Here is a 21,881-nt window from a genome sequence, read left to right as displayed (position 1 = left end):
AGGAACCAGCGGCTCCGCCCCCGCAGTCACCCGGTAGCGGCCGTGCAGGCTCGCGTTTCCGGCGTGTAAACGATCAACTGCAAACTGTTGACAGTTGGCAGGCCCTCTGCTTGCATAGGGCAAATCGTTCGACGGAGAAGGAAGACGCTAATGAGCAGCTCGAGCACCGCCCCCGCAGTCCACGACCCCACGACCATCTCGCCGCGGGTCATCGCCGCCGGTGCTGTCGGCTCGATCGTCGAGTACTTCGACTTCGCGGTGTACGGCTACGTCGCCACGATCCTCGCGGTGAAGTTCTTCGCCGAGGGCGACCCGGTCACCGCACTCCTCTCCACCCTCGCCACCTTCGCCGTCGCGTTCGTGCTGCGACCGGTCGGCGCCCTGCTGTTCGGGCACTTCGGCGACAAGTTCGGTCGCAAGAACGCGCTGGCGCTGACGATCATCCTGATGGCCGCCGCCAGCGGACTGATCGGCATCCTCCCGACCTACGGCGCCATCGGCGTCGGCGCCACGCTGCTGCTCGTGCTCGCCCGCTCGCTGCAGGGCCTCGCGGCCGGTGGCGAGCTGGGCGGCGCCGCCTCGTTCGTCGCCGAGAAGTCGCCCCGCGCCAAGCGCGGCCTGTTCACCTCGACGACCCAGATGGGCGCCCTCGCCGGCTCGCTGATCGCCTCGGTCACCGTCACCGTGCTGAACCTCACCCTCGGCAGCGACGTCATGAACGACTGGGGCTGGCGCCTGCCGTTCCTGATCGCCATCCCGATCGGGCTGTTCGGCCTCTGGGTGCGCAACGGCCTCGAGGAGACCGAGGAGTTCAAGGCCGCCCGCAAGTCGGTCGCGACCGTGAAGCAGACCCCCGTCAAGACGATGTTCATGCGTCACCCGGGTGCCCTGCTCCGGGTCGTCGCCCTCTCGATCCTTCTGTTCTCGGCGTACTACGTCGCCTACGTCTACGTGAACATCCACATGCAGACCGTGCTCGGCTTCGACGCGAACTTCTCCTACCTCTCGACCACGCTCACGCTGCTGGTCTCGGTGATCGCCATGCCCTTCTTCGGCGCCCTCTCCGACCGTGTCGGCCGCAAGCCGGTGTTCCTCGGGGCGACCATCGCCGCCCTCGTGCTCGCCGTGCCCGCGTTCCTGCTGTTCGAGCAGGGCGGCGTGGTCGCGATCCTCGCCCACATCCTGCTGGGGCTCGTCGACTCCGCGCTGATGGGCGTCGCGCTCTCCACCTACGCCGAGATGTTCCCCACCGAGATCCGCTACACCGGCATCGCGTTCGGGTTCAGCGTCGGCGCCGCGCTCGCCGGCGGCACCGCTCCTTATATCTGCACCTGGCTGATCGGCCTGACCGGCAACCCGCTCGCGCCGGCCTTCTTCGTGATCGTCACCGCGCTGATTACCCTGATCCCAGCCCTGCGTCTGAAAGAGACCAAGGGAATCGAACTGAGCCAGGTGTGATGACAGTGACCCCCCAGCCCGAATCCGACGCCCGCGCCGCCATCCACCGGGGAACGGTGTCGCGCCAGACCGAGGCCATCCTCCGGGACATGGTGCTCGACGGCACCCTCGCCCCCGGTGAGCGCCTCAACGAGGTGACCATCGCCGACTCGCTCGGCGTCAGTCGCGGTCCCCTCCGCGAGGCCATCCAGAAGCTCGCCGGCGAGGGCCTGCTGCAGCTGAAGAGCCACCGCGGCGCCTTCGTGCGCAAGTACGAGCCGCGCGAGATCATCGAGGCCTACGAGCTGCGCATCGCCCTCGAGCTCTATGCGGTGCGGCTCGTCATCGAACGCGCCGACGACGAGAGCCTGGCCGCCCTGCGGGTGCTTCTCGAGACGGATGCTCAGGGCACTACCGGCAGCACCATCCCGCCGACTCCCCCGCTCGACCCGGGCGCCGACGTGCCCCGCACCGCCGGACCGTACGTCGCCGAGCTCGACTTCCACCAGCGGATGGTGAGCCTCTCGGGCAACTCGGCCATCACGGCCGCGGCGCTCAAGGTCAACCACCGGCTGTACCTCGCCCTCACCCACACCGAGCGCACCCAGGCCCGGCGGGAGCACGCGAACGACGAGCACCTCGCGTTCCTCGACGCGCTCTGCGATCGCCGCACCGCCGACGCGACCCGGCTGCTCGAAGAGCACCTCCAGGCGTCGCTGGCGAACACGCTCTCGGTGCTCGGGCTCGAACCCCTCACCTCCACCCACCGCTCCACACCCTCTGAGGATCTGCACCATGCCTGATTTCGATCTCTCCCTCCGCGGCGGCCGCGCCGTGCTCCCCGGCATCGGCCTGACCGACGCCGACCTCTACGTGAAGGACGGTCGCATCGCCGCGATCGTCGCGCCCGGCACCACGCTCGACGCCGCCGAGGTGGTCGACGTCGACGGCAAGTGGGTGCTGCCCGGCGTCGTCGACGCCCACGTGCACCTCGGCCAGGACATCTCGGCCCCGAAGACCGTCGACGACGCCGAGAAGGAGACCGCCTCGGCCGCGGCCGGAGGCGTCACCACGATGATCGCCTACCTGATGAGTCCGCAGCCGTACGAGGAGGTCTTCCCTGGGGCCCGCGAGGTCATGCAGGCCAATGCGCACACCGACTTCGGCTTCCACTTCTGCGTGGTCACGCCGGAGCAGGTGACGAGCATCCCCTCGTACGCCGCCGACCTGGGGGTGTCGAGCTACAAGGTGTTCACGAACTTCCGCGGGCAGGAGGGCGCCTACCTCGGCCTGCCGGGCAACGACGACGCGTTCCTCTTCGACGCCCTCGAGGCGGCGGCCGAGGCCGGCGGGATGATCGCCCAGCACGCCGAGAACATCGAACTGGTCTGGCGACTCCGTGAGCGCACCCCGCAGGAGCCCGACGCCGGCCTGCCCGGCTGGAACGCGATCCGCCCGCCGTACGTCGAGGCCGAGGCCGAGGGCCGCGTGGGCTACCTCGCCAGCGTGACCGGAGCATCCGCCTACGCCGTGCACGTGACGAGCCCCGAGTCGCTCGCCGCCATCGAGCGCCAGAAGAGCCACTACGGCAACCTCTTCGTCGAGACCTGCCCGCACTACCTGACGCTGAACGAGGAGTCGCCGATCGGGTCCCGTGGCAAGGTGAACCCGCCGCTGCGCACAGCCGCCGACAACGAGGCCCTGTGGGACGCGATCGCCGCCGGACGGATCGACGTGCTCGGCTCCGACCACGTGCCGCGCCACTTCAGCGCGAAGGACAAGGACATCTGGTCGGCGTCGGCCGGCTTCCCGGGCAGCGGCACCATGTTCCCGCTGTTCGTGTCCGAGGCGCTGCGGCGGGGCATCCCGCTCGAGACCGTCGTGAGCATGACCGCCACGCGGCCCGCGCAGCTCTTCGGCTTCGGCGAGCGCAAGGGCCTGCTGCGGGTCGGCTACGACGCCGACTTCGTGGTGGTCGACCCTGAGCGCCCCTTCGAGGTGGCAGCGGCGTCACAGCACTCGGGCGCCGAGTACAGCGTCTGGGAGGGCTGGACCTCGAGCGTCAGCATCCAACACACCATCCTCGCCGGGCGCTTCACGGTGCGTGACGGCGCGCTGACCGAGGTGACGGGCGACTACGTGCCCCGCCGGTTCAGCGGACGCAGCGCCCTCGACGCCCTGGCCGGCGAGAGCACGATCAGCACCGTGGGAGGAGCCCGATGACCGACAGCACCGCACCCTGGAACGACGTCATCACCGACGACGACCTGCGCCGCTACGAGGCCGCCGGCTTCGGCCGGCCGAGCGGCATCGGGTCGAAGCCCGCGCTGCTCATCATCGACGCGCAGTACCGCACCGTCGGCATGACCCCGAAGCCCTTCTTCGAGTCGGTCGAGCAGGACTTCACCACGAGCTGCGGCGAGGTGGGGTGGGATGCTCTGGCGAACGTCGCCCGGCTGCTCCCCCTGTTCCGTGCGAAGGGCTGGCCCGTCATCTATCCCTACGTCGCCCCGAAGAAGTCGTTCGACCAGGGGCGGCTCGGCGCCAAGGTGCCCGGCATCATGACCATCGCCGACGAGGGCTACGAGTTCGTCGACCTGATCGCGCCGGAGGAGGGCGAGATCCTGCTGCCGAAGCGGCACCCGAGCGCGTTCTTCGGCACGCCGCTGCTCAGCTTCCTGATCGAGCGGGGCATCGACACGCTGGTCGTGACCGGTGCGACGACGAGCGGCTGCGTGCGCGGCACGGTCGTCGACGGCTTCTCGTACAACTTCCGGGTGCTGGTGCCGCACGACGCCGTGTACGACCGGTCGGCCACGGTGCATCAGGTGAATCTGTTCGACATGGGGCAGAAGTACGCTGACGTGGCGTCGACCGGCGAGGTCGTGGAGCTGCTGTCGGGGGTGGCGCCGGCGGAGTCGGCCGCTGCGCCTGCTCCGGCCGCCCCGGCCGATGACGGGGCGGGCGCGCGATGAGCGCCGCACCCTCGATCACCGACGCCGTGCTCGCCGACCGGTACGACCTCGTGGTGGTGGGCGCCGGGGCCTGCGGGCTGGTGGCGGCCCTCGCCGCGAGCGATGCCGGATGCTCGGTGGTGGTGCTGGAGAAGCTCGACTCCCCCGGCGGCAACACCACGCTCAGCACCGGATCGGTGCCGGGCGCCGGCACCCGGTTCCAGCGCGAGGCGGGCATCGAGGATTCCCCCGCCCGCATGGTCGAGGACCTGCTGCGCACCAGTGGACCGCACGACGCCGAGCACCTGGTCGAACTGATGGCCGAGACCTCGGCCGAGGTCATCGAGTGGCTCGTCGACGACCACGACATCGGACTGCACCTGATCACCGACTACAAGCACGTCGGGCACTCGGTGGCCCGGCTGCACGCTCCCTCCGACCGCAACGGGGCGAACCTCACCGCCGATCTCGTCCGGGCGGCATCCCGGGCTCACGTGCCGATCGTCACCGGCACACCCGTCACCTCCCTCACCACCGCCGACGGGCGCGTGACCGGCGTCGTCGCCGAGACCGCCGACGGAGTTCGGACGATCACCGCGGGCGCGGTGCTGCTCGCCTCGAACGGCTTCGGCGCCGACCGCTCGCTGCTGCGAGAGTTCATCCCGGCCATGGCCGACGCGCCCTACCACGGTGCCGCCGGCTCGACCGGTGAGGCCATCGGCTGGGCGCAGCAGCTCGGCGCCACGCTCGCGAACGCCACCGCCTACCAGGCCTATGCGGCGGTCGCGACCGACGAGGGCGACATCCTCTCCTGGACCACCGTCGAGCGCGGCGCCGTGATCGTCGGCCCCGACGGGCGACGCCTCGGTGACGAGTCGGTGGGCTACTCCGACTTCGCCGGAGTGATCGCGGCGCAGGCGTCCGAGAGCTACGCCGTGATGGACGAGCGCATCCACGACTACGTGGCCCGCCACGAGCCGCGCTTCGTGAAGATCATCGACCTCGGTCGTGTGCAGCGGGCCGCCGACATCGAGGAGCTCGCCGCTCTGATCGGCTGCGAGGTGTCGGCGCTCGAGGCGACCCTCGGCACCGCCGCCGCCGCAGCGGGCGGTATGGCGGCTGACGAGTTCGGGCGCACCGACTTCGGAACGGGCGGCGCCCTCGAGGCGCCCTATTACGTCTGCCGCACGCATCCGGCGATGTTCCACACGCAGGGTGGGGTGTCGGTCGACCGCCATGCCCGCGTGCTCGACGGATCGGGTGAGCCGATCCCCGGGCTGCACGCCGGAGGCGGAGTCGCCGCGGGCATCTCGGGACGCGCGGGTGCCGGCGGCTACGCCTCGGGCAACGGGCTCTCGACCGCCGTCGGACTCGGCTACGCGGCCGGTCGGCACGTGGGAGCGGCGAACCGGGCAGACTGATCCGACGAGCGACGGGGGTGACCTGCGGGTGGATGAAACGGTTGGACTGCCCACGCTCATCGTGCTGTGCGGGCGCAGCTTCTCGGGGAAGTCGACGCTCGGCGCCGCGCTCGCCGAGCGGTGGGGCGCCGAGGTCGTGAGCCTCGACGCGATCAACGAGCGGCGCGGGCTGGCGAGCGGGCACGAGATCCCCGTCGGGGAGTGGCGGCGCACCCACGGGATCGCCCGCGACGAAGTCGGCGCGCTGCTCGGGCGCGGGCGGTCGGTCGTGCTCGATGACACGAGCTCGATGCGGTTCCTGCGGGACGGGTGGCGGGAGTTCGCGCGCGAGGCCGGCGCCGCGTTCGCGCTCGTCTTCGTCGACACGCCCCGGGACGAGATCGAGCGGCGGGTGCGGGCGAACCGCGCGGATCCGGTGCGGCACGATGTGCAGGCCGTGGTGCTCGCCCGGCATCTCGACGGGTTCGAGGTGCCGGGCGCCGACGAGCAGCCGGTCGTCGTCGGGGGCGCAGGCGTGGTCGACGCGGACGAGGTCGTCGCGCGCATCCGCTCGGCTCTCGGCGCGTGAGCGCCCGCCTGAACCGAGGCCTAGGCCGAGAGCTCCGAGCGGAGGAGGGCCGCGCCGGCGCCCAGCGCGGCCAGCTTGCCGCGGGCCACCGTGCGGGGAAGGGGGGCCATGCCGCAGTTGGTGGAGGGGTAGAGCTTGTCGGCGTCCACGAACTGGAGGGCTCGGCGCAGGGTGTCGGCGACCTCCTCGGGAGTCTCGACGGTGTTGCTCGCCACGTCGATGGCGCCGACCATCACCTTCTTGCCCCGGATGAGCTCGATCAGGTCGATCGGCACGTGCGAGTTGTGGCACTCGAGCGAGACGATGTCGATGTCGGACGCCTGGATCTTCGGGAAGATCGCCTCGTACTGGCGCCACTCCGCGCCGAGCGTCGCCTTCCAGTCGGTGTTGGCCTTGATGCCGTAGCCGTAGCAGACGTGCACCGCGGTCTCGCAGGTGAGGCCCTCGATCGCCCGCTCCAGCGCGGCCACGCCCCAGTCGTTCACCTCGTCGAAGAAGACGTTGAACGAGGGCTCGTCGAACTGGATGATGTCGACCCCGGCATCCTGGAGCTCTCTGGCCTCCTGGTTGAGGGCGGTCGCGAACTCCCAGGCCAGCTTCTCGCGGCTGCCGTAGTGGGCGTCGTAGAGGGTGTCGACCATGGTCATGGGGCCGGGAAGCGCCCACTTGATGGGCTGGTCGGTCTGGGCCCGGAGGAACCGCGCGTCGTCGACGAAGACGGGCTTCTCGCGGGTCACCGCGCCGACGACGGTCGGGACGGAGGCGTCGTAGCGATTGCGGATCCTGACCGTCTCACGGTTCACGAAATCGACTCCGCCGAGGTGCTCGATGAAGGTGGTGACGAAGTGCTGGCGGGTCTGCTCGCCGTCGCTGACGATGTCGATGCCCGCCCGCTGCTGGTCGGCGAGCGACAGCCGCAGCGCATCGCGCCGGCCCTCGGCCAGCTCGTCGCCGTCGAGCTTCCAGGGCGACCAGAGCTTCTCGGGCTCGGCGAGCCAGACGGGCTTGGGGAGGCTGCCGGCGGTGGAGGTGGGGAGCAGTTTGGTCATGAGCGGCCTCCCTGCAGGGCGAGATCTCGGCTTGCGAAGTCGGCCGACCACTCGGCGAGGGCGGCCCGGTGCGGCTCGATGAAGTACTCCTCGGCGAACTTGCCCTGCTCGAGCGCGAGGCGGCTGCGCTCCTCGCGGTCGTAGGTGATCGGCGTCCTCGTGAAGTCGGGGTTCGTCAGGCTGGGCCGGTAGGTGTCCCCGGCCGTGTGGTTCGCGGCGTAGATCTCCGGTCGGTAGATCTTCTGGAACGTCTCCATCGTGCCGATCGTGGCCGCGAGCTCGAGGTCGCTGTAGTCGCCGGTCAGGGCGCCGAGGTGGTAGAAGGCCAGCGGGGCGGCGCTGCACGGCGGCAGGAAGAAGCGCACGCGCATCCCCATCTTCTCGAAGTAGGCGTCGGTCGCCGAGTACGCGCTCTGCCGGTACTCGACGCCCAGCACCGGATGCTCGTTCTCGGTGCGGTGGTAGCTCTGGCTGCTCGAGACGCTGAGGCAGATGACGGGCGACTTGCTGAATCGCCGGGCATAGGCGTCCGAGCGCAGGAAGGCCTTGAACAGCTGGCCGTGCAGGTCACCGAAGTCCTCGGGCAGGCCGTCGGCTCCAGGATGCGCGGCGTGCGCCGGGAGCAGGATGCTGAAGTCGTAGTCGCGGACGTAGGAGGAGAAGTTGTTGCCGACGATGCCCTCGAGGCGCTCGCCGGTCAGCTGGTCGACGATGGTCGTCTGGAGCACCTCGATCAGCGGGACGGCGTCACCGAGGCCTTCGCCGTCGATGTCGACGCTGACAGAGATGATGTCGAGTTCGACGGAGTAGCGCGCGCCATCGGCGTTGTCACGATGGGCCAGCTCGTTCAGGCGATCGTCGATCATCGTGAAGGTGTTGCGGAGGTTCTCCTGGCGCTTCTCACCGCGGGCCAGATTGGCGAAGTTGGTGGTGATGCGGGAGTTCGGGAGGGGACTGTAGTCCTCGTCCAGGCGGGTGCTGTCGATCGAGAAGGCCACGTTCGTCATCGACACGACTCCGCCCGGGCGATCGCGGTGAGGCCGGTCATCCCGGTGCGTACGGTGCGTCCGGTGCGGGCGTTCATCATGGTGACCATGGCGGTGAGCTCCTCGAGTAGGGAAGCCGCATTGACGCGACTCCACGGATAAGGTGTCGCAGGCGTGACCCGGGGCCTCGTTGTGCGCACTGCCTGATCAGGCTACGGCGGCGCCGCGCGATCGGGCCCCGGATGACTCTGCGTTACGGCGAGCGCTCTCCTGCACCTCGGCCGGGGCGGGTTCCCTCAGCCCATCCAGGGGTCGACGACATCGATGCCGAGGCCCTCGAAGTCGAGGACGTTGCGGGTGGCGAGGGTCGCGCCGAAGGTCAGGCAGGTCGCCGCGATCATGCCGTCCTCGACCGAGAGCGGCCGGCCCGCCCGGGAGCGATGCTCGTTGAGCTCGGCATAGGCGCGGGCGGAGCGCTCGTCGAACGGGAGCACGTCGTGGCGGAACGCCCGCACAGTGGCCTCGATGCCCGCCACGAGCTCGTCGCGCCGCCGGCCCTCGGGGAGCAGCCGGGCGCCGCGGAGCAGTTCGGCGACCGTCACCGCCGAGATGGCAGCGGGCTCGCGCAGGGAGGCGAGCCAGTCGATGACCACCGGCGACGGGCGTCGGCGCAGCGGCTCGCTCAGCACGTTCGTGTCGAGGACGATCACGAGAGCACGATCACGAGAGGTCGATCGCCCGCGGTGCGGAGCGCGGCGGCAGCTCCAGATCGTCGCCCGGCTGCGCAGCACCCAGTTCGAGCCACGCGCGCACGAAGCCGGATCCCGAGACCGCCGACGTCAGGATCGCCCGAGCCTCTGCCTCCATCGAGCGGTGGTTCTGAGCCGCCCGCTCCTTGAGCCGGCGCTGCACGTCGTCGTCGAGGTTGCGCACCACGATCGCTGCCATCTCCACCTCCGAAGTGATAGCAGATGCTAGCACGGCAGAAATGAAACGTCCGTGAAACGGGGGGAACGATTTCACGAAACGTAAAAGGTTTACGTTGGGCGTGGTCCTGCGATCGAGATGGAGGTCTCTATGACGAACCCGACCGAGCGCGCCACACACCCCGAGGCGCGCTACACGAGCACCACCCGCACCCGCTCCACGTTCTCCCGCACCACGTCTTCCCGCACCCGCACCACCGCTTCCCGCCCTGCCGCCCGCCGCGCCGCCCGCGGCCTCGCCGCGGTGGCGGGGCTCACCCTCGCCGTCACGCTGGCCGCCTGCTCCAGCAGCGCACCGGCGGCCACCCCCGAGTCGGGCGCCGCCGGCACCGACGGCTTCGGCGACGCCGGCATCGCCCTCAGCTGGATCAAGAACTACGAGTTCGCGGGCTACTTCTACGCCGACAAGGACGGCGACTACACCGAGAACGGCTTCGACTCGGTCGACGTCATCGCCGGTGGCGGCACCACGAATTCGTGGGACACCGTGCTCACCGGCCAGGCCATGATCGGCCTCGCCTCCGACCTCACCGGCGTGACCGGCGCGATCAACGACGGGGCACCGCTCGCGATCATCGGCGCCCAGTTCGTGAAGAGCCCCGTGGGCTTCGTCTCGCTCGCCGGCGACCCGATCAGCTCGATCGACGACCTGGCCGGCAAGACCATCGGCGTCGACGCGGGCGGCAAGCTGGCCGTCGAGGCCGTGCTGAAGGCCAACGACCTGCCGGCCGACACCGTCACCTTCGCGTCGGTGCCCGCGGGCATCGACCCGCTGTTGAACGGCGACGTGGATGCGCTGATCGGCTTCCTGACGAACTATCCGCTCGCCGTCGAGGCCGCGGGCGGCGACGCCGTCACGCTGTCGTTCTCCGATGCCGGCTACGCCCAGATGGGCGACGCGGTCGTGGTGACGAAGGATGCCCTCGAGAACGACCGGGAGGCACTGAAGGCGCTGATGAAGTCGGTCATTCAGGGCTGGAACTCCGGCCTGACCGACGGCCCGCAGGGTATCGCCGACATCGCCATGGAGTACGGCGGCGACGAGAACGACCTGGATCCGGCGCTGCAGCTCAGCTCGGCGACCGTCCTGCCCTCGTTCATGCTGACCGACGACACGGTGACGGACGGGATCTTCACGATCACGCCCGAGCTCGCCGAGCAGGCCGTCGACTCGCTCGGTGCCGCCGGCATCGACACGAGCACCGACTCCCTCTTCGACCTCACGCTGCTGCAGGAGGTCTACGACGAGAACCCCGAGCTGGTGCCGGGCTTCACCGTTCCCGAATGATGAGACGCCAGCCGCCGGCGCCGGCCCTTCTGGGCGCCGGCGGCCTGGTGGTGATCCTGGTGCTCTGGCACCTGGTCGCCACGTTCGGCTTCACCCGCCCGAACGGCAGCTACGGCGCCGTTCCTCCCCCGCTCGCCGCCCTCGGCCGCGTCGGGGCCGACCTCGTCGACCCCGCCTACTGGAGCGGCATCGGCGCCACGGCGGGCGCCGCCCTGACCGGCTACCTGCTCGCCGTCGCCGCCGCCCTCGTGCTGGGCGTGCTCGTGCTGCTCGCTCCCCCGCTGGAGTCGTTCGCGAACCAGCTCGGCGTGGTGGCCGCGTGCATCCCGATCGCCGCCATCAGCCCGATCGTGGTGCTGCTCTCCCCCACCGGCAGCCGGGCCGTGAGCGTCGTGCTCGCCCTTCTCGCCGTGGAGTTCCCCATGATCATCGGCGTGCTGCTCGGCCTCCGCGCCACGAGCCCGGCGCAGCTCGACCTGGTGCACGCCTACGGCGGCGGAACGCTGACCGCCATCCGCAAGGTGCGGCTGATCGCCGCCATCCCCGCGTTGCTCTCTGCCCTCAAGATCGGCGCGCCGGCCGCCTTCCTCGGCGCCATGACGGGCGAGTTCTTCGCCGTCGGCGTCGACTCCGGGGCCGGGCGGCTGCTGATCTCGCAGCAGTACGCCGGCGACTACGTCGGGATGTGGGCGATCGCCATCCTGGCCAGCGCCGTGTCGGCGCTCGGCTACGGCGCCATCGCGCTGCTGGCCCGGTGGCTCGCGCCCTGGACCGCGCACACAGCAGGACAGACCGCGGGAGCGCTGCGATGAGCGCCGGCACGCCCGAGCGCCGCTCCGCCGGAGCGCGGCTCCGCGCATCCGCCCCCGCTCTGATCACGACGGTGGTGACGCTCGCCGTGCTGCTCGCCGGCTGGCAGCTCGCCATCTCGGTCACGAACGTCAACGCGTACCTCACGAAATCGCCCGTCGACGTCTGGAACTATCTCTTCGTCGACGGCACCTTCTCGCCCGAATCGGCCGCCGAACGCCGCGCGGCCCTGGTGCCGATGATCGGGGTGACGGTCTACCACGCGGGCATCGGGCTCGTCTTCGGCGTCTCGCTCGGTCTCGTCGGCAGCGTGCTGCTGTCGGTGTCGCGCACGCTGCGGGCGATGTTCCTGCCGATCGCGCTGGTGCTGCAGACGGTGCCGCTGATCGCCATGGCACCGGTGATCTACGCGGTCTTCGGTGCGGGCGTCGTCACGGCGGCGGTGATCGCCGGCGTCGTGACCTTCTTCCCCTTGCTGATGAACCTCGGCGCCGGGCTCTCGGCCGCGAGCCCCGAGACCGTCGACCTCGTGCACGCCTACGGCGGCGGACGCGCGAAGCTGCTCGTCATCGTGCAGCTGCCGGCCGCCCTGCCCTACCTGTTCGCCGGGCTCAAGATCGCCGCCCCGGCCGTGATCTCGGCCGCCACCCTGTACGAGTTCCTGTTCTCGTTCGAGGGGCTCGGCGCGAACCTGCTGACCAGCCGGTCGTACTCCGACTACGGCCTGCTCTGGACGCTCGTGGTCGTCACCATCGCCCTGGCTCTCGTGGCCTATGGGCTGGTGGTGCTGCTTGAGCGGCTGGTGCTGGCCGGCCGCTATCCCCCCGAATCCGCACTCGCCCGCCGAGGAGGCCTCCGATGACGATCAACGAGCCACCGACCACGAACACCACCACCCTCACCGACACGGGGGTGCGCCTGACCGGGCTGACCCGCAGCTTCGGCACCCGCTCCGGCCCGGTCGTCGCGGTCTCCGACGTCGACCTGACGACACCGAAGGGGTCGTTCCTGTCCCTGCTCGGTCCGAGCGGATGCGGCAAGTCCACGATCCTCCGCATCCTCGCCGGGCTCGACACCCCGACGAGCGGCGACGCGACGGTGCACGGCAAGCACCCCGCCGAACTGCGCAAGGAGAAGAGCCTCGGCATCGCCTTCCAGGACCACGCGCTGCTGCCGTGGCGCAGCGTCGAGAAGAACGTTCGGCTGCCCTTCGAGGTGGCCGGCGTGCCCTACGACAGGGAATGGGCGAGCGAGCTGCTGCAGCTCGTCGGTCTCGAGGCCTTCGCCGATGCGAAGCCCTGGCAGCTCTCGGGCGGCATGCGCCAGCGCGTGTCGATCGCCCGGGCGCTCGCCCTGAAGCCGAGCGTGCTCTTCCTCGACGAGCCGTTCGGCGCCCTCGACGACATGACCCGGCAGCGGCTGAACCTCGAGCTCCAGCGGCTCTGGATGGAGCAGCAGGCGACGACCGTGATGGTCACGCACGGCATCCAGGAGGCCGTCTTCCTCTCGGACTTCGTCGCCGTCATGAGCCCGAGGCCCGGCACGATCCGCGAGGTGATCGAGGTCGACCTTCCGCGGCCTCGCACGATCGAGATGATCTCGACCCCCGAGTTCCACCACTACGTCGACCGGGCGACGCAGCTGCTGTTCCACTGACCCGCCGACCGACACGGGCCCCGCCAGACGCCCCGACCGCCCCGAACCCCTCACCGAAACCGCCCCACCAGCCCCGCAGAAAGCAGGACACCGCCATGGACACGGCCACCGCCCCCGCATCGGCATCCGCCACCACCACCCCCGACCTGATCGCCGCCGAGCGCGCCGTGCGCGACTACATGGCCGCCATCGGTCTCGACGTCGATCACCCCACCCTGCTCGACACCCCGCGCCGGGTCGCCCAAGCCGGGCTCGACCTGTACTCGGGGCTCGACGGCGACCCGGGCAAGGCGCTCGGCGGCGGAGAGCCCATCGAGGGTGTCTACCCCGGCCCCGTCTCGGTGCGCGACGTGCCCTACTCGTCGATGTGCGAGCACCACCTGCTGCCGTTCAAGGGGGTCATCTCGGTGGCGTACCTGCCCGACCGGATGCTCGCGGGGATCGGCGACTTCGACGCCATGATCCGCGTGCTGGCGGCCCGGCCGCAGATGCAGGAGCGCCTCGCCGACGAGATCGCCGAGACCGTCTCCGAGACCCTCGGCGCCAAAGGCGTGCTCGTGCACCTCACCGCCGAGCACGCCTGCATGTGGGCCCGCGGCGAGCGCACCGTGGGCGCCGAGGCGCAGTCGCTGGCGTCTCGCGGGGTGTACGACGGCGGGGCCGAGCGAGCCGAGGCGCGCATCCTGATCGGTCTGTGATCGTGGGTGCCACCGGCCCCACGTCACCCGCGGTGGCCGCCCTCGCCGCCGCGGGTGCCGTCGCCGTGCAGCCGATCGGCGCGGTGGAGCAGCACGGCCCGCACCTGCCCGTCACCACCGACGCCGAGATCGCCGAGGCTCTCGCCGGCGGTGCCGTCCAGAAGCTGCGGGGTAGCGTGCCGACCTGGCTGCTGCCCGTGCTCTCGTACGGCCTCTCGCCCGAGCACCTCGGCCGGCCCGGCACTGTCTCGCTCTCGACCAGCACGCTGCTCAGCGTCTGTCTCGACCTCGGTCGGTCCGTGGCGGCCAGCGGCGTGGGTACGCTGATCTTCGTGAACGCGCACGGTGGCAACCCCGACCTGCTGCGCGTGGTCGCGCGCGACATCCACGCCGACTGCGGGGTGCGCACCTACGTCGTGCACGCCCCTGAGCTGGCCCTTCCCCGCGACCTGGTCGAGCGGATGCCCGAGCCCGCCCTCGACGTGCACGCGGGCTTCTACGAGACCAGCGTGATGCTCGCGCTCGATGCGGCAGCCGTCGATCTCCCAGCGGCCGCCCCCGACGGGCTCGCGGTCGCTGAGTCGCTCGCCGGACTCTCCCACGTCTCCCTCTTCGGCGGCATCGGGCTGCCCTGGCACACCGACGATCTCTCGGAGTCGGGCGTGATCGGCGACCCGTCCGGGGCGAGTGCCGAGTGGGGCCGGGCCGCCCTCGAGGCTCAGACGACCGCCCTCGCCGAGGCGATCGGGGAACTCGCCCGGTTCGAGTACCCGCGATGACCGGGGCGCAGAGCACGAGCCGCACCCCCACGCTGCAGGAGGTCGCCAAGGCCGCCGGCGTCAGCCTCGCGACAGCGAGCAACGCCCTCTCGGGGAAGCGCGGCGTCAGCGCAGAACTCCGGGAGCGTGTGGTGGAGGCCGCGAAGCTGGTCGGCTACCCGCGCGGCGGATCGGCGCGGGCGCGCCGCACGGAGCACGTGACCGTGGGGATCGTGCTGCCCGACGTGCGGAACCCCGCCTATGCCGAGCTCGCGCACGCCTTCGAGCGGGAGGGGCAGCTGCGCGACTGGTCGCTGGTGCTCGCGAGCTCGGACTACGAGCCGGCCAAGGAGCTGGAGGCACTGGAGCGACTGATCGAGACCACCGACGGCGTGGTGCTCTCGCCGAGCCGGCCGCCCCGCTCGGGCATCCATCGACTGGCCGCGAGCCCGGTGCCCATCGTCACCTGCGACGAGCCCGCCGACTCGGCTCTGATCGGCGCCTCGGTGCGCACGGACAGCTTCGGCGGCGGGCGGGCGGCGGCGCATCACCTCGTCGACCGCGGCGGCACCCGCTTCGGCATGATCGGCGGCGCGGGCTACCTGCCGTCGACGCAGGAGCGGCGCGAGGGGTTCCTCGCGGGGCTCCGCGATCGTGGCGTGGCCGACGAGGTCGTGCACGTCGTCGGCGACGTCTACGGCATGGACGGCGGGCAGTCGGCGATGTACGAGCTGCTCGAGCTCGACCCCGCGGTCGACGCGGTCTTCGCCGTCAGCGACATGCAGGCCGTCGGCGCCCTGTTCGAGGCGCAGCAGGCCGGACGCTCCGTGCCGGGCGACCTGCTGCTCTGCGGCTACGACGGCATCGGCTGGACGCGGAAGATCTCGCCCACGATCACCACGATCCGCCAGGACTGGGGCGCGATCGCGACCCGCGCCATGGACTACCTGGCGGGGATGCTCGCGGGCGGCGAGGGCGGCCGGGCCGTGCTCCCCGTCGAGCTCGTCGAGGGCGAGTCGACCCGCGCTCTCAGGGCGGTCTAGCGCGAGGCGGCTTCCACGGCATCGGCTCGAACCGCCGTGCGGTCGACGACGCGGAGAGTGTGCCGATAACCCACCAGTTCGTGCCCGACGACCTCCACCACCGGGCAGAGCGCCACCAGCACGATCGCCGAGAGCAGCGCCGTGAGGCTGCCGGGAGAGGCGAGGTCGACGGGCTCGCGCCCCGCCGAGACGGCCACGGCGAGCGCAGCCGCGAGCGGCACGAGCGCCGCGCCGAACAGCGGCAGGTGGGTCGCGTCGAACGAGCGCATCAGCGCGCTCCAGGTGATGAAGATCATCGCGGTCATGACAGCGACGGGAACCACCAGGGCCAGCGTGATCTGCAGCACCGTGAGCCGCTCGGTCTCGATCGCCTCGGCGGCGATGCGGAGGCCGGCTCCCACTGCGGCGATGGCGCCGAAGATCGGCAGGTGCGCGTAGCGCCAGGCGAACACCCGTGAGGGCCAGCGCTCGAGCACCGTGCCCGACGGGATGAGGAAGTACGACCACCAGAACCCCGCCGCCAGCACCAGGCCCGACGAGGCGAGCACCACCGCCTCGATCGACCACCCCTTCTCGCCGGTGAGGGCGCCGACCGCGGTCACGGTCGCCGCTATCACCTCGCCGAGCGCGATCAGGGTGAGCAGGCTGAACCGCTCGGCGATGTGCCCGGCGTTCCAGGGCGCGCGGCCGTAGCGGTGCTCCAGGACGACCGGAGCCACCATCTCGGCGAGCGCGAGCACCACGATGGCCCCCACGGTCGCCCCGGCCGGAAGCGGCAGCACGGCCGTCAGGAGCCAGAGCGTCTGGGCCACGCCGATCGCCAGGGCGTAGGCGACGTCGATGCGGCGGTGACGGGCATCCGCTCTCGCCGCCCGCAGCCAGAGCACGATCAGCGGCACCCGCATCACGATGTAGCCGACCACCATCAGCAGGTTGTTGGGGCTCTCACCCGTGACCGCCCGTTCGAAGCTCACGGGCAGCCCGAACACGAGCACGATCGCGCCCACCATCTGCACGATGGTGAGGATGCGGAACAGCGCATCGTCGTTGCCGTACGCCGACGAGAACCAGCTGAAGTTCATCCACGCCCAGCTGATGGCCCAGATCGCGAAGACGTAGGCGCCGATCGCCGGCCCGACGTGGCCCTCGCCGATCTGGTGCGCCAGTTGCTCGGCGGCCGCGGCGAAGGCGATCACGTAGGTCAGGTCGTAGAGCAGCTCGAGCGGTGTCGCCGAGCGCCCGGGGCCGCCGGCGCGCTGGCCGCGCAGGGGGCGGAGGCGATGGAGCAGATCCTCCCGCAGCCGCTCGCGGAACTCCCCGTCGTCGCCCATCCCGCCTCCCGCCCTCGACCCGGCGCGGAAACCCACCGCTCGTGCCGCTATTCCAGCAGACGGATGCCGCGCCGTCCATCATCGGATCGGCGACGTCACGGGCGAGCTGCCTGTCGCGCGAGGGCGGTGCCGAGGCGGTGGGCCTCGTCGAGCAGCAACCGGCCGAGCTCGGGGCGGCGGTCGGGGCGGAAGCGGGGCTCGATGCCCGTGAGGCTGAGGGCCCAGGCGGGGCGGCCGGAGGCATCGAAGACGGCGGCGCCCATTCCCCAGCTGCCCTCGAGGATGAGCGCCGGGTTCACGGCGTAGCCCGTCTCGCGGGTGGCGGCGATTCGCTCGAGGAGGGCCGGGGTCTCGTGCGCGGCGCCCCAGCGGCGCGGGAGGTCGGCCGCGGCGAGGTAGTCGGCCACCTCGGAGGGCGGCAGGAACGACAGGATCGCCAGGCCCGCCGACGCGACCCCGAGCGGGAACCGCACCCCCTCGTGCAGCACGAACGAGCGCACCGGGAAGCTGCCCTCCTCGCGCAGCAGGCAGACCGTCTCGGTGCCGCGGCGGGCCGAGAAGAAGGCGCTCTCCCCGGTCTGCTGAGCGAGCCGCCGCACCGAGTCGCGCGCCGCCTGCGGGATGTCGTAGCGGGCGGCCGCCAGCGTGCCGAGCAGGTAGAGCTCGGGCCCCAGGAACCAGCGGCCCCGTGCCGCGTCGTGGTCGACGAGACCCTCGGCCGCGAGCGAGGCGAGCAGGCGGTGCGTGGTGGGCCGGGTGAGCCCGGTGGCGTGCGAGACCGCCGCGGCGGTGACGCCGTCGGGGTACTCGGCGACGGTCTTCAGCACGCGGGAGACGCGCGAGACCAGCTGGGCCCCCGGGGTGTGCTCAGCCATGGTGACGCGCCACGTTGTCCATATCGTGAGACTAGCGGATGCGCGCGCCCAGACTGCGAGAAGCGGCGTTGACCGGCCGCCGCGGCCGTTCTAGCGTGCGAAGAACGGTGGGCAGCGACCACCAGGTGGACACGAAGGAGTGCCGTATGGCCAAGAGCTGGAGCAGTGCATCCGAGGCCCTGCAGGACGTCGTGCACGACGGGATGGTGGTCGCCGTCGGCGGCTTCGGGCTGAGCGGCAACCCCACCGACCTGATCGAGGCGCTGCGCGACACCGGCGCCCGTGACCTCACGATCGTGTCGAACAACATGGGCGTCGACGGCAAGGGCCTCGGGCTGCTGCTCGAGAACCGGCAGGTGGCGAAGGTGATCGCCTCGTACGTCGGCGAGAACCGGATGTTCGCCCAGCAGTACCTCGACGGTGAGCTCGAGGTCGAGTTCGCCCCGCAGGGCACGCTCGCCGAACGCCTGCGCGCGGGCGGGGCGGGCATCGCGGGTTTCTACACGAAGACCGGAGTCGGCACCCCGGTCGCCGAGGGCAAGCCGGTCGAGACCTTCGACGGCGAGCGGTACGTGCTCGAGCGCGGCATCGTCGCCGACCTCGCGCTGGTGCACGCCTGGCGGGCCGACGCCGAGGGCAACCTCGTCTACCGGCACACCGCCCGCAACTTCAATCCGCTCGTCGCGACCGCCGGGCGGGTCACCGTCGCCGAGGCCGAGGAGGTGATTGACGGGTGGCTCGATCCGAACGCCATCGTCACGCCGGGCATCTTCGTGCAGCGGCTGGTCACCGCGAGCGACCGCGAGAAGCAGATCGAGCAGCGCACCGTGCGGAGTGCGGCATGAGCTGGACGCGGGACGAGATGGCGGCGATCGCGGCCGCCGAGCTCGAGGACGGGCAGTACGTCAATCTCGGCATCGGCATCCCGACCCGCGTGGCGAACAACCTGCCGGCGGGCGTGCGGGTGACGCTGCAGAGTGAGAACGGGCTGCTCGGCATGGGGCCGTTCCCGCTCGAGGGCGAGGAGGACGCCGACCTGATCAACGCCGGCAAGCAGACCGTGACGCTGCTGCCCGGTGGCAGCTACTTCGACTCGGCGACGAGCTTCGGGATGATCCGCGGCGGGCATGTGGCCACCGCCATCCTCGGGGCCCTGCAGGTCGCGGCGAACGGCGATGTCGCGAACTGGACCATCCCGGGCAAGCTCGTGAAGGGCATGGGCGGCGCGATGGACCTCGTGGCGGGCACCCCGCGCGTGATCGTCGTCACCGACCACGTCTCGAAGGACGGCACCCCGAAGATCGTCGCCGAGTGCGACCTGCCGCTGACGGGCGCCGGCGTCGTCGACCGCATCGTCAGCGACCTGGCCGTGTTCGACGTCGAGGACGGCGGGCTCGTGCTGCGCGCCATAGCCCCCGGCGTCACGGTCGGTGAGATCCGCGCGAAGACGGGCGCTCCGTTCGAGGTCGAGCTGACGGATGCGCGGGCTCGCTGATCAGCGGACGGCCGCCCGGCGTCCCCACAACGCCGAGCGGCCGGACCCGCGGCGAGCTAGCTGCCGCTCGTGGTGATGTCGCCGTTCACGCCGCCCGGGAAGAAGCCGCCGGAGGTGACGGCCTTCGGGTTCAGGAAGACGATGTTCAGCACCTGGGCCGGCGTGCGGCTGAAGGTGATGCCGTTCTTGTCGGTCGGCACCAGGTTGGCCTTGCCGTTGACCGTGATGCCCTGGTCGAGGTCGGTGCCCTGGTCGAGGCTGTCGCGGGCGTCCGAGATGGCGTTCGCGGCGTCCTGCAGGTCGAGGTTGTAGAGCGCGTTGCGCACGATGCCCGCGTGGTAGGCCTCGACCGAGAGGATGCCGGCGGCGGCCTCGAGGTAGGTCTTGTTCGCGATCAGCGGGGCGGCGCCCTTGTAGGCCGTGACTCCGACGTCCTCGAAGACGAAGGCGCCGAGCAGGAAGTTCTCCTCGCTGGCGTAGACGTCGAAGGTGCCGCCGGCCGGGATCAGACCGGCCGCGGCGGCGGCGGCGCTGAAGGCCTCGTTGATGTTGATCGCGGGGCGGGCCACGGCGGCCGAGCCGAGCGCAGTGCGGAGGAAGGCGACGTGCGCCTTCTCGTCGGCCGCGATCTCCTCGGCGTAGGCCTTGATCTTCGCGGTCTTGAACGGCACGGCCTTGCCGCCGGTGACGCCACCGGGGGTGCCCTTGCCCGAGATCATGCTGCTCGGCAGACCGGCTCCGGTCGTCGCCCGCAGGTAGAACTCGGCCTCGAGGTACTCGAGGTTCAGGGCGAAGTTGAGGATCGAGCCGTCGCTCACTCCCGCGGCGGAAGCGGCACCCACGGCGCCGGCTCCCATGGCGGGCAGGAGCACCGACGCGCCGACTCCGACGCCGGCGATACCCGCCGCGGCCAGCAGTTTGCGGCGGTCGAACTCGGTCTCCGCGCTGCGGTTGATGACCTCGGTCAGGAACTTCTTCTCGAACATATGCGAACTCTCCATCGTCGTTCGTGCCGTCTGGATCAGCAACTCTCGCCACAGTAACCAGCGCTCGAACCTGGGTATATCCAGATAACGACGACATCACGATTCGGGGTCTCTCAGCCCATTTACGGCATCTCGGTGGGGCGGATACCGTGGGCTCACCGCAGGCACCACCGGACGCGCTCTCGCGCTCTCGGACACGGACGATCCCCGCGGGTCACCTTGAGAGTTGGAGCACCGATGCACACCACACCTCCGTCCCGGCGCCGTCCCGGCGCCCGCTGGGCCGCCCTCGGCGCCGGCCTCGCCGTGCTGGCCCTGCCGCTTCTCGGCACGGCCACCGCGGCGAACGCGGCCGCCGACACCTTCGCGGTCACCAGCCCGACGCCGGGTCAGCAGGACGTGCCGGAGGCGTTCCCGAACGTCGCCCAGCTCGACGGAACAGGCCTCACCCCCGGCAACCACGTCGACGTGCAGTACGTCAGCGGCGACGGCTCGCTGCAGCCCGCCGTCTTCACCGAGGGCACCGGCGAGGACGACGGCACCTGGTCGGTCTACGGCAACTTCGATCAGCTCGGCCTCGCCGAGACCACCGTCGTCGCGACGGTCTCCGAGCTCACCCCCGAGGACGAGGTCGTCGTCAGTGTCCCGCTGACCTTCGACCTGGCCGTGGCCCCGAACCCGGCCGACCCGTTCACGGTCGTCTCCCCCGCCGTCGGTGACGTCGTCGACACTTCGACCCCGGCGTTCACCGGAACGGCCAGCCCCGGCACCACCGTCGTGGTGCTCTACGGCGCCCGCTCGGGCTCGACCGCCGAGGCCGGCGTCGCCACCGTCGAGGACGACGGCACCTACTCGGTCGCCACCGATTTCAGCCGCCTCGAGCCGGGCTCGCTCGGCACCGGAGCCGACGTCTACAACTACGACGCGAACGGCGACCCGATTCCCGGCATCACCCCGATCGGCGTGTTCTTCACCTTCGCCGACGCTCCCGTGGCGCTCATCCCGCTCGCGCTGAGCGTCGACCCGGCCTCGACCACGGTCACCGCCGCGGGCTCGACGGGCATCGCCCTGACCGCCGCGGGCTTCAGCCCGAACGAGCAGCTCACCGTCGCCGTCACCCTGCCCGACGGTTCGGCCCTGCCGTTCGCCGAGGACGCCCCGCTCGTCTTCGCCGACGACGAGGACGGCAGCTACACCGGCACCGTCGTGATCGCCTCGGCTCCGGTCGGCGCCTACACGGTGACGCTCACCGGCGTCCGCAGCGAGCGCACCGTCTCCGCCTCGTTCGAGGTCGTCGCCGACCCGGTGACCCCGACCACGCCGGCCACCCCGGTTCCCGTCCCCGGTGGCACCGGAAGCGGCTCGCTCGCCAACACCGGCTTCGAGCCCGTCGCCGGCCTGGGTGCCGCGGGCGTGCTGCTCGCCCTCGGTGTCGGGGCCGCCGTGCTGGTGCGCCGCCGCCGAGTGAAGGCGTAGCCGCACCGCACGTCGCAGCGAAACCACCGCACGATCGCCGGGCCCGGGAGCACACGCTCCCGGG

Annotated in this window: 23 protein-coding genes; 16 read left to right on the top strand and 7 right to left on the bottom strand. The window is 71.1% G+C overall.

Annotated features, from left to right (window positions below):
- Positions 1-150: 150 nt before the first annotated feature.
- Genes BJ984_RS10770 through BJ984_RS10745 form a run of 6 tightly spaced genes read left to right on the top strand, consistent with a single transcriptional unit; the run spans position 151 to position 6,380 of the window.
- Complete coding sequence (locus BJ984_RS10770; RefSeq protein ID WP_179548014.1) at positions 151-1,458, top strand: MFS transporter; 1,308 nt, start codon at positions 151-153, stop codon at positions 1,456-1,458.
- Complete coding sequence (locus tag BJ984_RS10765) at positions 1,458-2,240, top strand: GntR family transcriptional regulator (RefSeq protein WP_179548013.1); 783 nt, start codon at positions 1,458-1,460, stop codon at positions 2,238-2,240. Before BJ984_RS10770 ends, BJ984_RS10765 begins: the two co-directional genes overlap by 1 nt.
- The gene (locus BJ984_RS10760; RefSeq protein WP_179548012.1) at positions 2,233-3,660 is read left to right on the top strand and encodes a dihydroorotase; all 1,428 of its coding nucleotides are present in this window, start codon (positions 2,233-2,235) and stop codon (positions 3,658-3,660) included. The genes BJ984_RS10765 and BJ984_RS10760 overlap by 8 nt, the downstream gene beginning before the upstream one ends.
- Positions 3,657-4,412 (top strand): isochorismatase family protein, encoded by a 756-nt coding sequence (locus BJ984_RS10755; protein WP_179548011.1) that lies wholly within the window; start codon positions 3,657-3,659, stop codon positions 4,410-4,412. Before BJ984_RS10760 ends, BJ984_RS10755 begins: the two co-directional genes overlap by 4 nt.
- Positions 4,409-5,812 (top strand): FAD-dependent oxidoreductase, encoded by a 1,404-nt coding sequence (locus BJ984_RS18665; RefSeq protein ID WP_179548010.1) that lies wholly within the window; start codon positions 4,409-4,411, stop codon positions 5,810-5,812. Before BJ984_RS10755 ends, BJ984_RS18665 begins: the two co-directional genes overlap by 4 nt.
- 28 nt (positions 5,813-5,840) lie before the next feature.
- Positions 5,841-6,380 (top strand): P-loop nucleotide/nucleoside kinase family protein, encoded by a 540-nt coding sequence (locus tag BJ984_RS10745; RefSeq protein WP_271206601.1) that lies wholly within the window; start codon positions 5,841-5,843, stop codon positions 6,378-6,380.
- A gap of 20 nt (positions 6,381-6,400) precedes the next feature.
- Here the strand turns inward: BJ984_RS10745 and BJ984_RS10740 are convergent, their stop codons facing one another.
- From BJ984_RS10740 to BJ984_RS10725, 4 genes are all read right to left on the bottom strand, one after another.
- A complete protein-coding gene (locus BJ984_RS10740) occupies positions 6,401-7,429 on the bottom strand; it encodes a methionine synthase (RefSeq protein ID WP_179548009.1) in 1,029 nt (342 codons plus the stop codon).
- Positions 7,426-8,436: a putative oxygenase MesX gene (locus BJ984_RS10735; protein ID WP_179548008.1), complete on the bottom strand. Its 1,011-nt coding sequence runs from the start codon at positions 8,434-8,436 to the stop codon at positions 7,426-7,428. Before BJ984_RS10735 ends, BJ984_RS10740 begins: the two co-directional genes overlap by 4 nt.
- A gap of 275 nt (positions 8,437-8,711) precedes the next feature.
- The gene (locus BJ984_RS10730) at positions 8,712-9,125 is read right to left on the bottom strand and encodes a type II toxin-antitoxin system VapC family toxin (protein ID WP_179548007.1); all 414 of its coding nucleotides are present in this window, start codon (positions 9,123-9,125) and stop codon (positions 8,712-8,714) included.
- A gap of 10 nt (positions 9,126-9,135) precedes the next feature.
- Complete coding sequence (locus BJ984_RS10725) at positions 9,136-9,363, bottom strand: FitA-like ribbon-helix-helix domain-containing protein (protein ID WP_179548006.1); 228 nt, start codon at positions 9,361-9,363, stop codon at positions 9,136-9,138.
- 129 nt (positions 9,364-9,492) lie between these two features.
- Between BJ984_RS10725 and BJ984_RS10720 the strand changes: the two genes are divergently transcribed.
- From BJ984_RS10720 to BJ984_RS10690, 7 genes are all read left to right on the top strand, one after another.
- On the top strand, positions 9,493-10,689 hold the full coding sequence (locus BJ984_RS10720) for an ABC transporter substrate-binding protein (protein ID WP_179548005.1): 1,197 nt from the start codon (positions 9,493-9,495) through the stop codon (positions 10,687-10,689).
- Complete coding sequence (locus tag BJ984_RS10715; RefSeq protein WP_179548004.1) at positions 10,686-11,501, top strand: ABC transporter permease; 816 nt, start codon at positions 10,686-10,688, stop codon at positions 11,499-11,501. The genes BJ984_RS10720 and BJ984_RS10715 overlap by 4 nt, the downstream gene beginning before the upstream one ends.
- Positions 11,498-12,361: an ABC transporter permease gene (locus BJ984_RS10710; protein WP_179548003.1), complete on the top strand. Its 864-nt coding sequence runs from the start codon at positions 11,498-11,500 to the stop codon at positions 12,359-12,361. The genes BJ984_RS10715 and BJ984_RS10710 overlap by 4 nt, the downstream gene beginning before the upstream one ends.
- Positions 12,358-13,155, top strand: a complete 798-nt coding sequence (locus tag BJ984_RS10705; RefSeq protein ID WP_179548002.1) for an ABC transporter ATP-binding protein — start codon at positions 12,358-12,360, stop codon at positions 13,153-13,155. The genes BJ984_RS10710 and BJ984_RS10705 overlap by 4 nt, the downstream gene beginning before the upstream one ends.
- 95 nt (positions 13,156-13,250) lie before the next feature.
- Complete coding sequence (gene folE / locus BJ984_RS10700) at positions 13,251-13,853, top strand: GTP cyclohydrolase I (RefSeq protein ID WP_179548001.1); 603 nt, start codon at positions 13,251-13,253, stop codon at positions 13,851-13,853.
- A complete protein-coding gene (locus tag BJ984_RS10695; protein WP_179548000.1) occupies positions 13,850-14,632 on the top strand; it encodes a creatininase family protein in 783 nt (260 codons plus the stop codon). The genes folE and BJ984_RS10695 overlap by 4 nt, the downstream gene beginning before the upstream one ends.
- Positions 14,629-15,654: a LacI family DNA-binding transcriptional regulator gene (locus tag BJ984_RS10690; protein WP_179547999.1), complete on the top strand. Its 1,026-nt coding sequence runs from the start codon at positions 14,629-14,631 to the stop codon at positions 15,652-15,654. Before BJ984_RS10695 ends, BJ984_RS10690 begins: the two co-directional genes overlap by 4 nt.
- On the opposite strand, the gene BJ984_RS10685 is transcribed toward BJ984_RS10690, so the two are convergent.
- Both BJ984_RS10685 and BJ984_RS10680 read right to left on the bottom strand, forming a co-directional pair.
- The gene (locus BJ984_RS10685; protein WP_179547998.1) at positions 15,651-16,985 is read right to left on the bottom strand and encodes a low temperature requirement protein A; all 1,335 of its coding nucleotides are present in this window, start codon (positions 16,983-16,985) and stop codon (positions 15,651-15,653) included. The genes BJ984_RS10690 and BJ984_RS10685 overlap by 4 nt on opposite strands.
- 95 nt (positions 16,986-17,080) lie before the next feature.
- Entirely contained in the window at positions 17,081-17,860 is a 780-nt protein-coding gene (locus BJ984_RS10680) for an IclR family transcriptional regulator (protein ID WP_179547997.1), read from the bottom strand.
- Between the two features lie 146 nt (positions 17,861-18,006).
- On the opposite strand from BJ984_RS10680, the gene BJ984_RS10675 reads away from it, so the two are divergent.
- Both BJ984_RS10675 and BJ984_RS10670 read left to right on the top strand, forming a co-directional pair.
- Complete coding sequence (locus BJ984_RS10675) at positions 18,007-18,705, top strand: CoA transferase subunit A (RefSeq protein ID WP_179547996.1); 699 nt, start codon at positions 18,007-18,009, stop codon at positions 18,703-18,705.
- Positions 18,702-19,355 (top strand): CoA transferase subunit B, encoded by a 654-nt coding sequence (locus tag BJ984_RS10670; RefSeq protein WP_179547995.1) that lies wholly within the window; start codon positions 18,702-18,704, stop codon positions 19,353-19,355. The genes BJ984_RS10675 and BJ984_RS10670 overlap by 4 nt, the downstream gene beginning before the upstream one ends.
- 56 nt (positions 19,356-19,411) lie before the next feature.
- Here BJ984_RS10670 and BJ984_RS10665 read toward each other — a convergent pair whose 3' ends face one another.
- Positions 19,412-20,341, bottom strand: a complete 930-nt coding sequence (locus BJ984_RS10665; RefSeq protein ID WP_173180551.1) for a ferritin-like domain-containing protein — start codon at positions 20,339-20,341, stop codon at positions 19,412-19,414.
- A gap of 237 nt (positions 20,342-20,578) precedes the next feature.
- On the opposite strand from BJ984_RS10665, the gene BJ984_RS10660 reads away from it, so the two are divergent.
- Positions 20,579-21,817: a hypothetical protein gene (locus BJ984_RS10660; protein ID WP_179547994.1), complete on the top strand. Its 1,239-nt coding sequence runs from the start codon at positions 20,579-20,581 to the stop codon at positions 21,815-21,817.
- Positions 21,818-21,881 lie beyond the last annotated feature (64 nt).

The organism is Herbiconiux flava (genome assembly GCF_013409865.1).
Taxonomy (GTDB): domain Bacteria; phylum Actinomycetota; class Actinomycetes; order Actinomycetales; family Microbacteriaceae; genus Herbiconiux; species Herbiconiux flava.
Note: the sequence above shows the minus strand (reverse complement) of the source record. Positions and strands in the feature narration are given on the sequence as shown.

What these genes read in the sequence shown, in the direction of transcription:
- BJ984_RS10770 (WP_179548014.1), top strand. Translation starts at nt 151, where the DNA reads ATGAGCAGCTCGAGCACCGCCCCCGCAGTCCACGACCCCACGACCATC.
- BJ984_RS10765 (WP_179548013.1), top strand. Translation starts at nt 1,458, where the DNA reads ATGACAGTGACCCCCCAGCCCGAATCCGACGCCCGCGCCGCCATCCAC.
- BJ984_RS10760 (WP_179548012.1), top strand. Translation starts at nt 2,233, where the DNA reads ATGCCTGATTTCGATCTCTCCCTCCGCGGCGGCCGCGCCGTGCTCCCC.
- BJ984_RS10755 (WP_179548011.1), top strand. Translation starts at nt 3,657, where the DNA reads ATGACCGACAGCACCGCACCCTGGAACGACGTCATCACCGACGACGAC.
- BJ984_RS18665 (WP_179548010.1), top strand. Translation starts at nt 4,409, where the DNA reads ATGAGCGCCGCACCCTCGATCACCGACGCCGTGCTCGCCGACCGGTAC.
- BJ984_RS10740 (WP_179548009.1), bottom strand. Translation starts at nt 7,429, where the DNA reads ATGACCAAACTGCTCCCCACCTCCACCGCCGGCAGCCTCCCCAAGCCC.
- BJ984_RS10735 (WP_179548008.1), bottom strand. Translation starts at nt 8,436, where the DNA reads ATGACGAACGTGGCCTTCTCGATCGACAGCACCCGCCTGGACGAGGAC.
- BJ984_RS10725 (WP_179548006.1), bottom strand. Translation starts at nt 9,363, where the DNA reads ATGGCAGCGATCGTGGTGCGCAACCTCGACGACGACGTGCAGCGCCGG.
- BJ984_RS10720 (WP_179548005.1), top strand. Translation starts at nt 9,493, where the DNA reads ATGACGAACCCGACCGAGCGCGCCACACACCCCGAGGCGCGCTACACG.
- BJ984_RS10715 (WP_179548004.1), top strand. Translation starts at nt 10,686, where the DNA reads ATGATGAGACGCCAGCCGCCGGCGCCGGCCCTTCTGGGCGCCGGCGGC.
- BJ984_RS10710 (WP_179548003.1), top strand. Translation starts at nt 11,498, where the DNA reads ATGAGCGCCGGCACGCCCGAGCGCCGCTCCGCCGGAGCGCGGCTCCGC.
- BJ984_RS10705 (WP_179548002.1), top strand. Translation starts at nt 12,358, where the DNA reads ATGACGATCAACGAGCCACCGACCACGAACACCACCACCCTCACCGAC.
- folE (WP_179548001.1), top strand. Translation starts at nt 13,251, where the DNA reads ATGGACACGGCCACCGCCCCCGCATCGGCATCCGCCACCACCACCCCC.
- BJ984_RS10690 (WP_179547999.1), top strand. Translation starts at nt 14,629, where the DNA reads ATGACCGGGGCGCAGAGCACGAGCCGCACCCCCACGCTGCAGGAGGTC.
- BJ984_RS10685 (WP_179547998.1), bottom strand. Translation starts at nt 16,985, where the DNA reads ATGGGCGACGACGGGGAGTTCCGCGAGCGGCTGCGGGAGGATCTGCTC.
- BJ984_RS10680 (WP_179547997.1), bottom strand. Translation starts at nt 17,860, where the DNA reads ATGGCTGAGCACACCCCGGGGGCCCAGCTGGTCTCGCGCGTCTCCCGC.
- BJ984_RS10675 (WP_179547996.1), top strand. Translation starts at nt 18,007, where the DNA reads ATGGCCAAGAGCTGGAGCAGTGCATCCGAGGCCCTGCAGGACGTCGTG.
- BJ984_RS10670 (WP_179547995.1), top strand. Translation starts at nt 18,702, where the DNA reads ATGAGCTGGACGCGGGACGAGATGGCGGCGATCGCGGCCGCCGAGCTC.
- BJ984_RS10665 (WP_173180551.1), bottom strand. Translation starts at nt 20,341, where the DNA reads ATGTTCGAGAAGAAGTTCCTGACCGAGGTCATCAACCGCAGCGCGGAG.
- BJ984_RS10660 (WP_179547994.1), top strand. Translation starts at nt 20,579, where the DNA reads ATGCACACCACACCTCCGTCCCGGCGCCGTCCCGGCGCCCGCTGGGCC.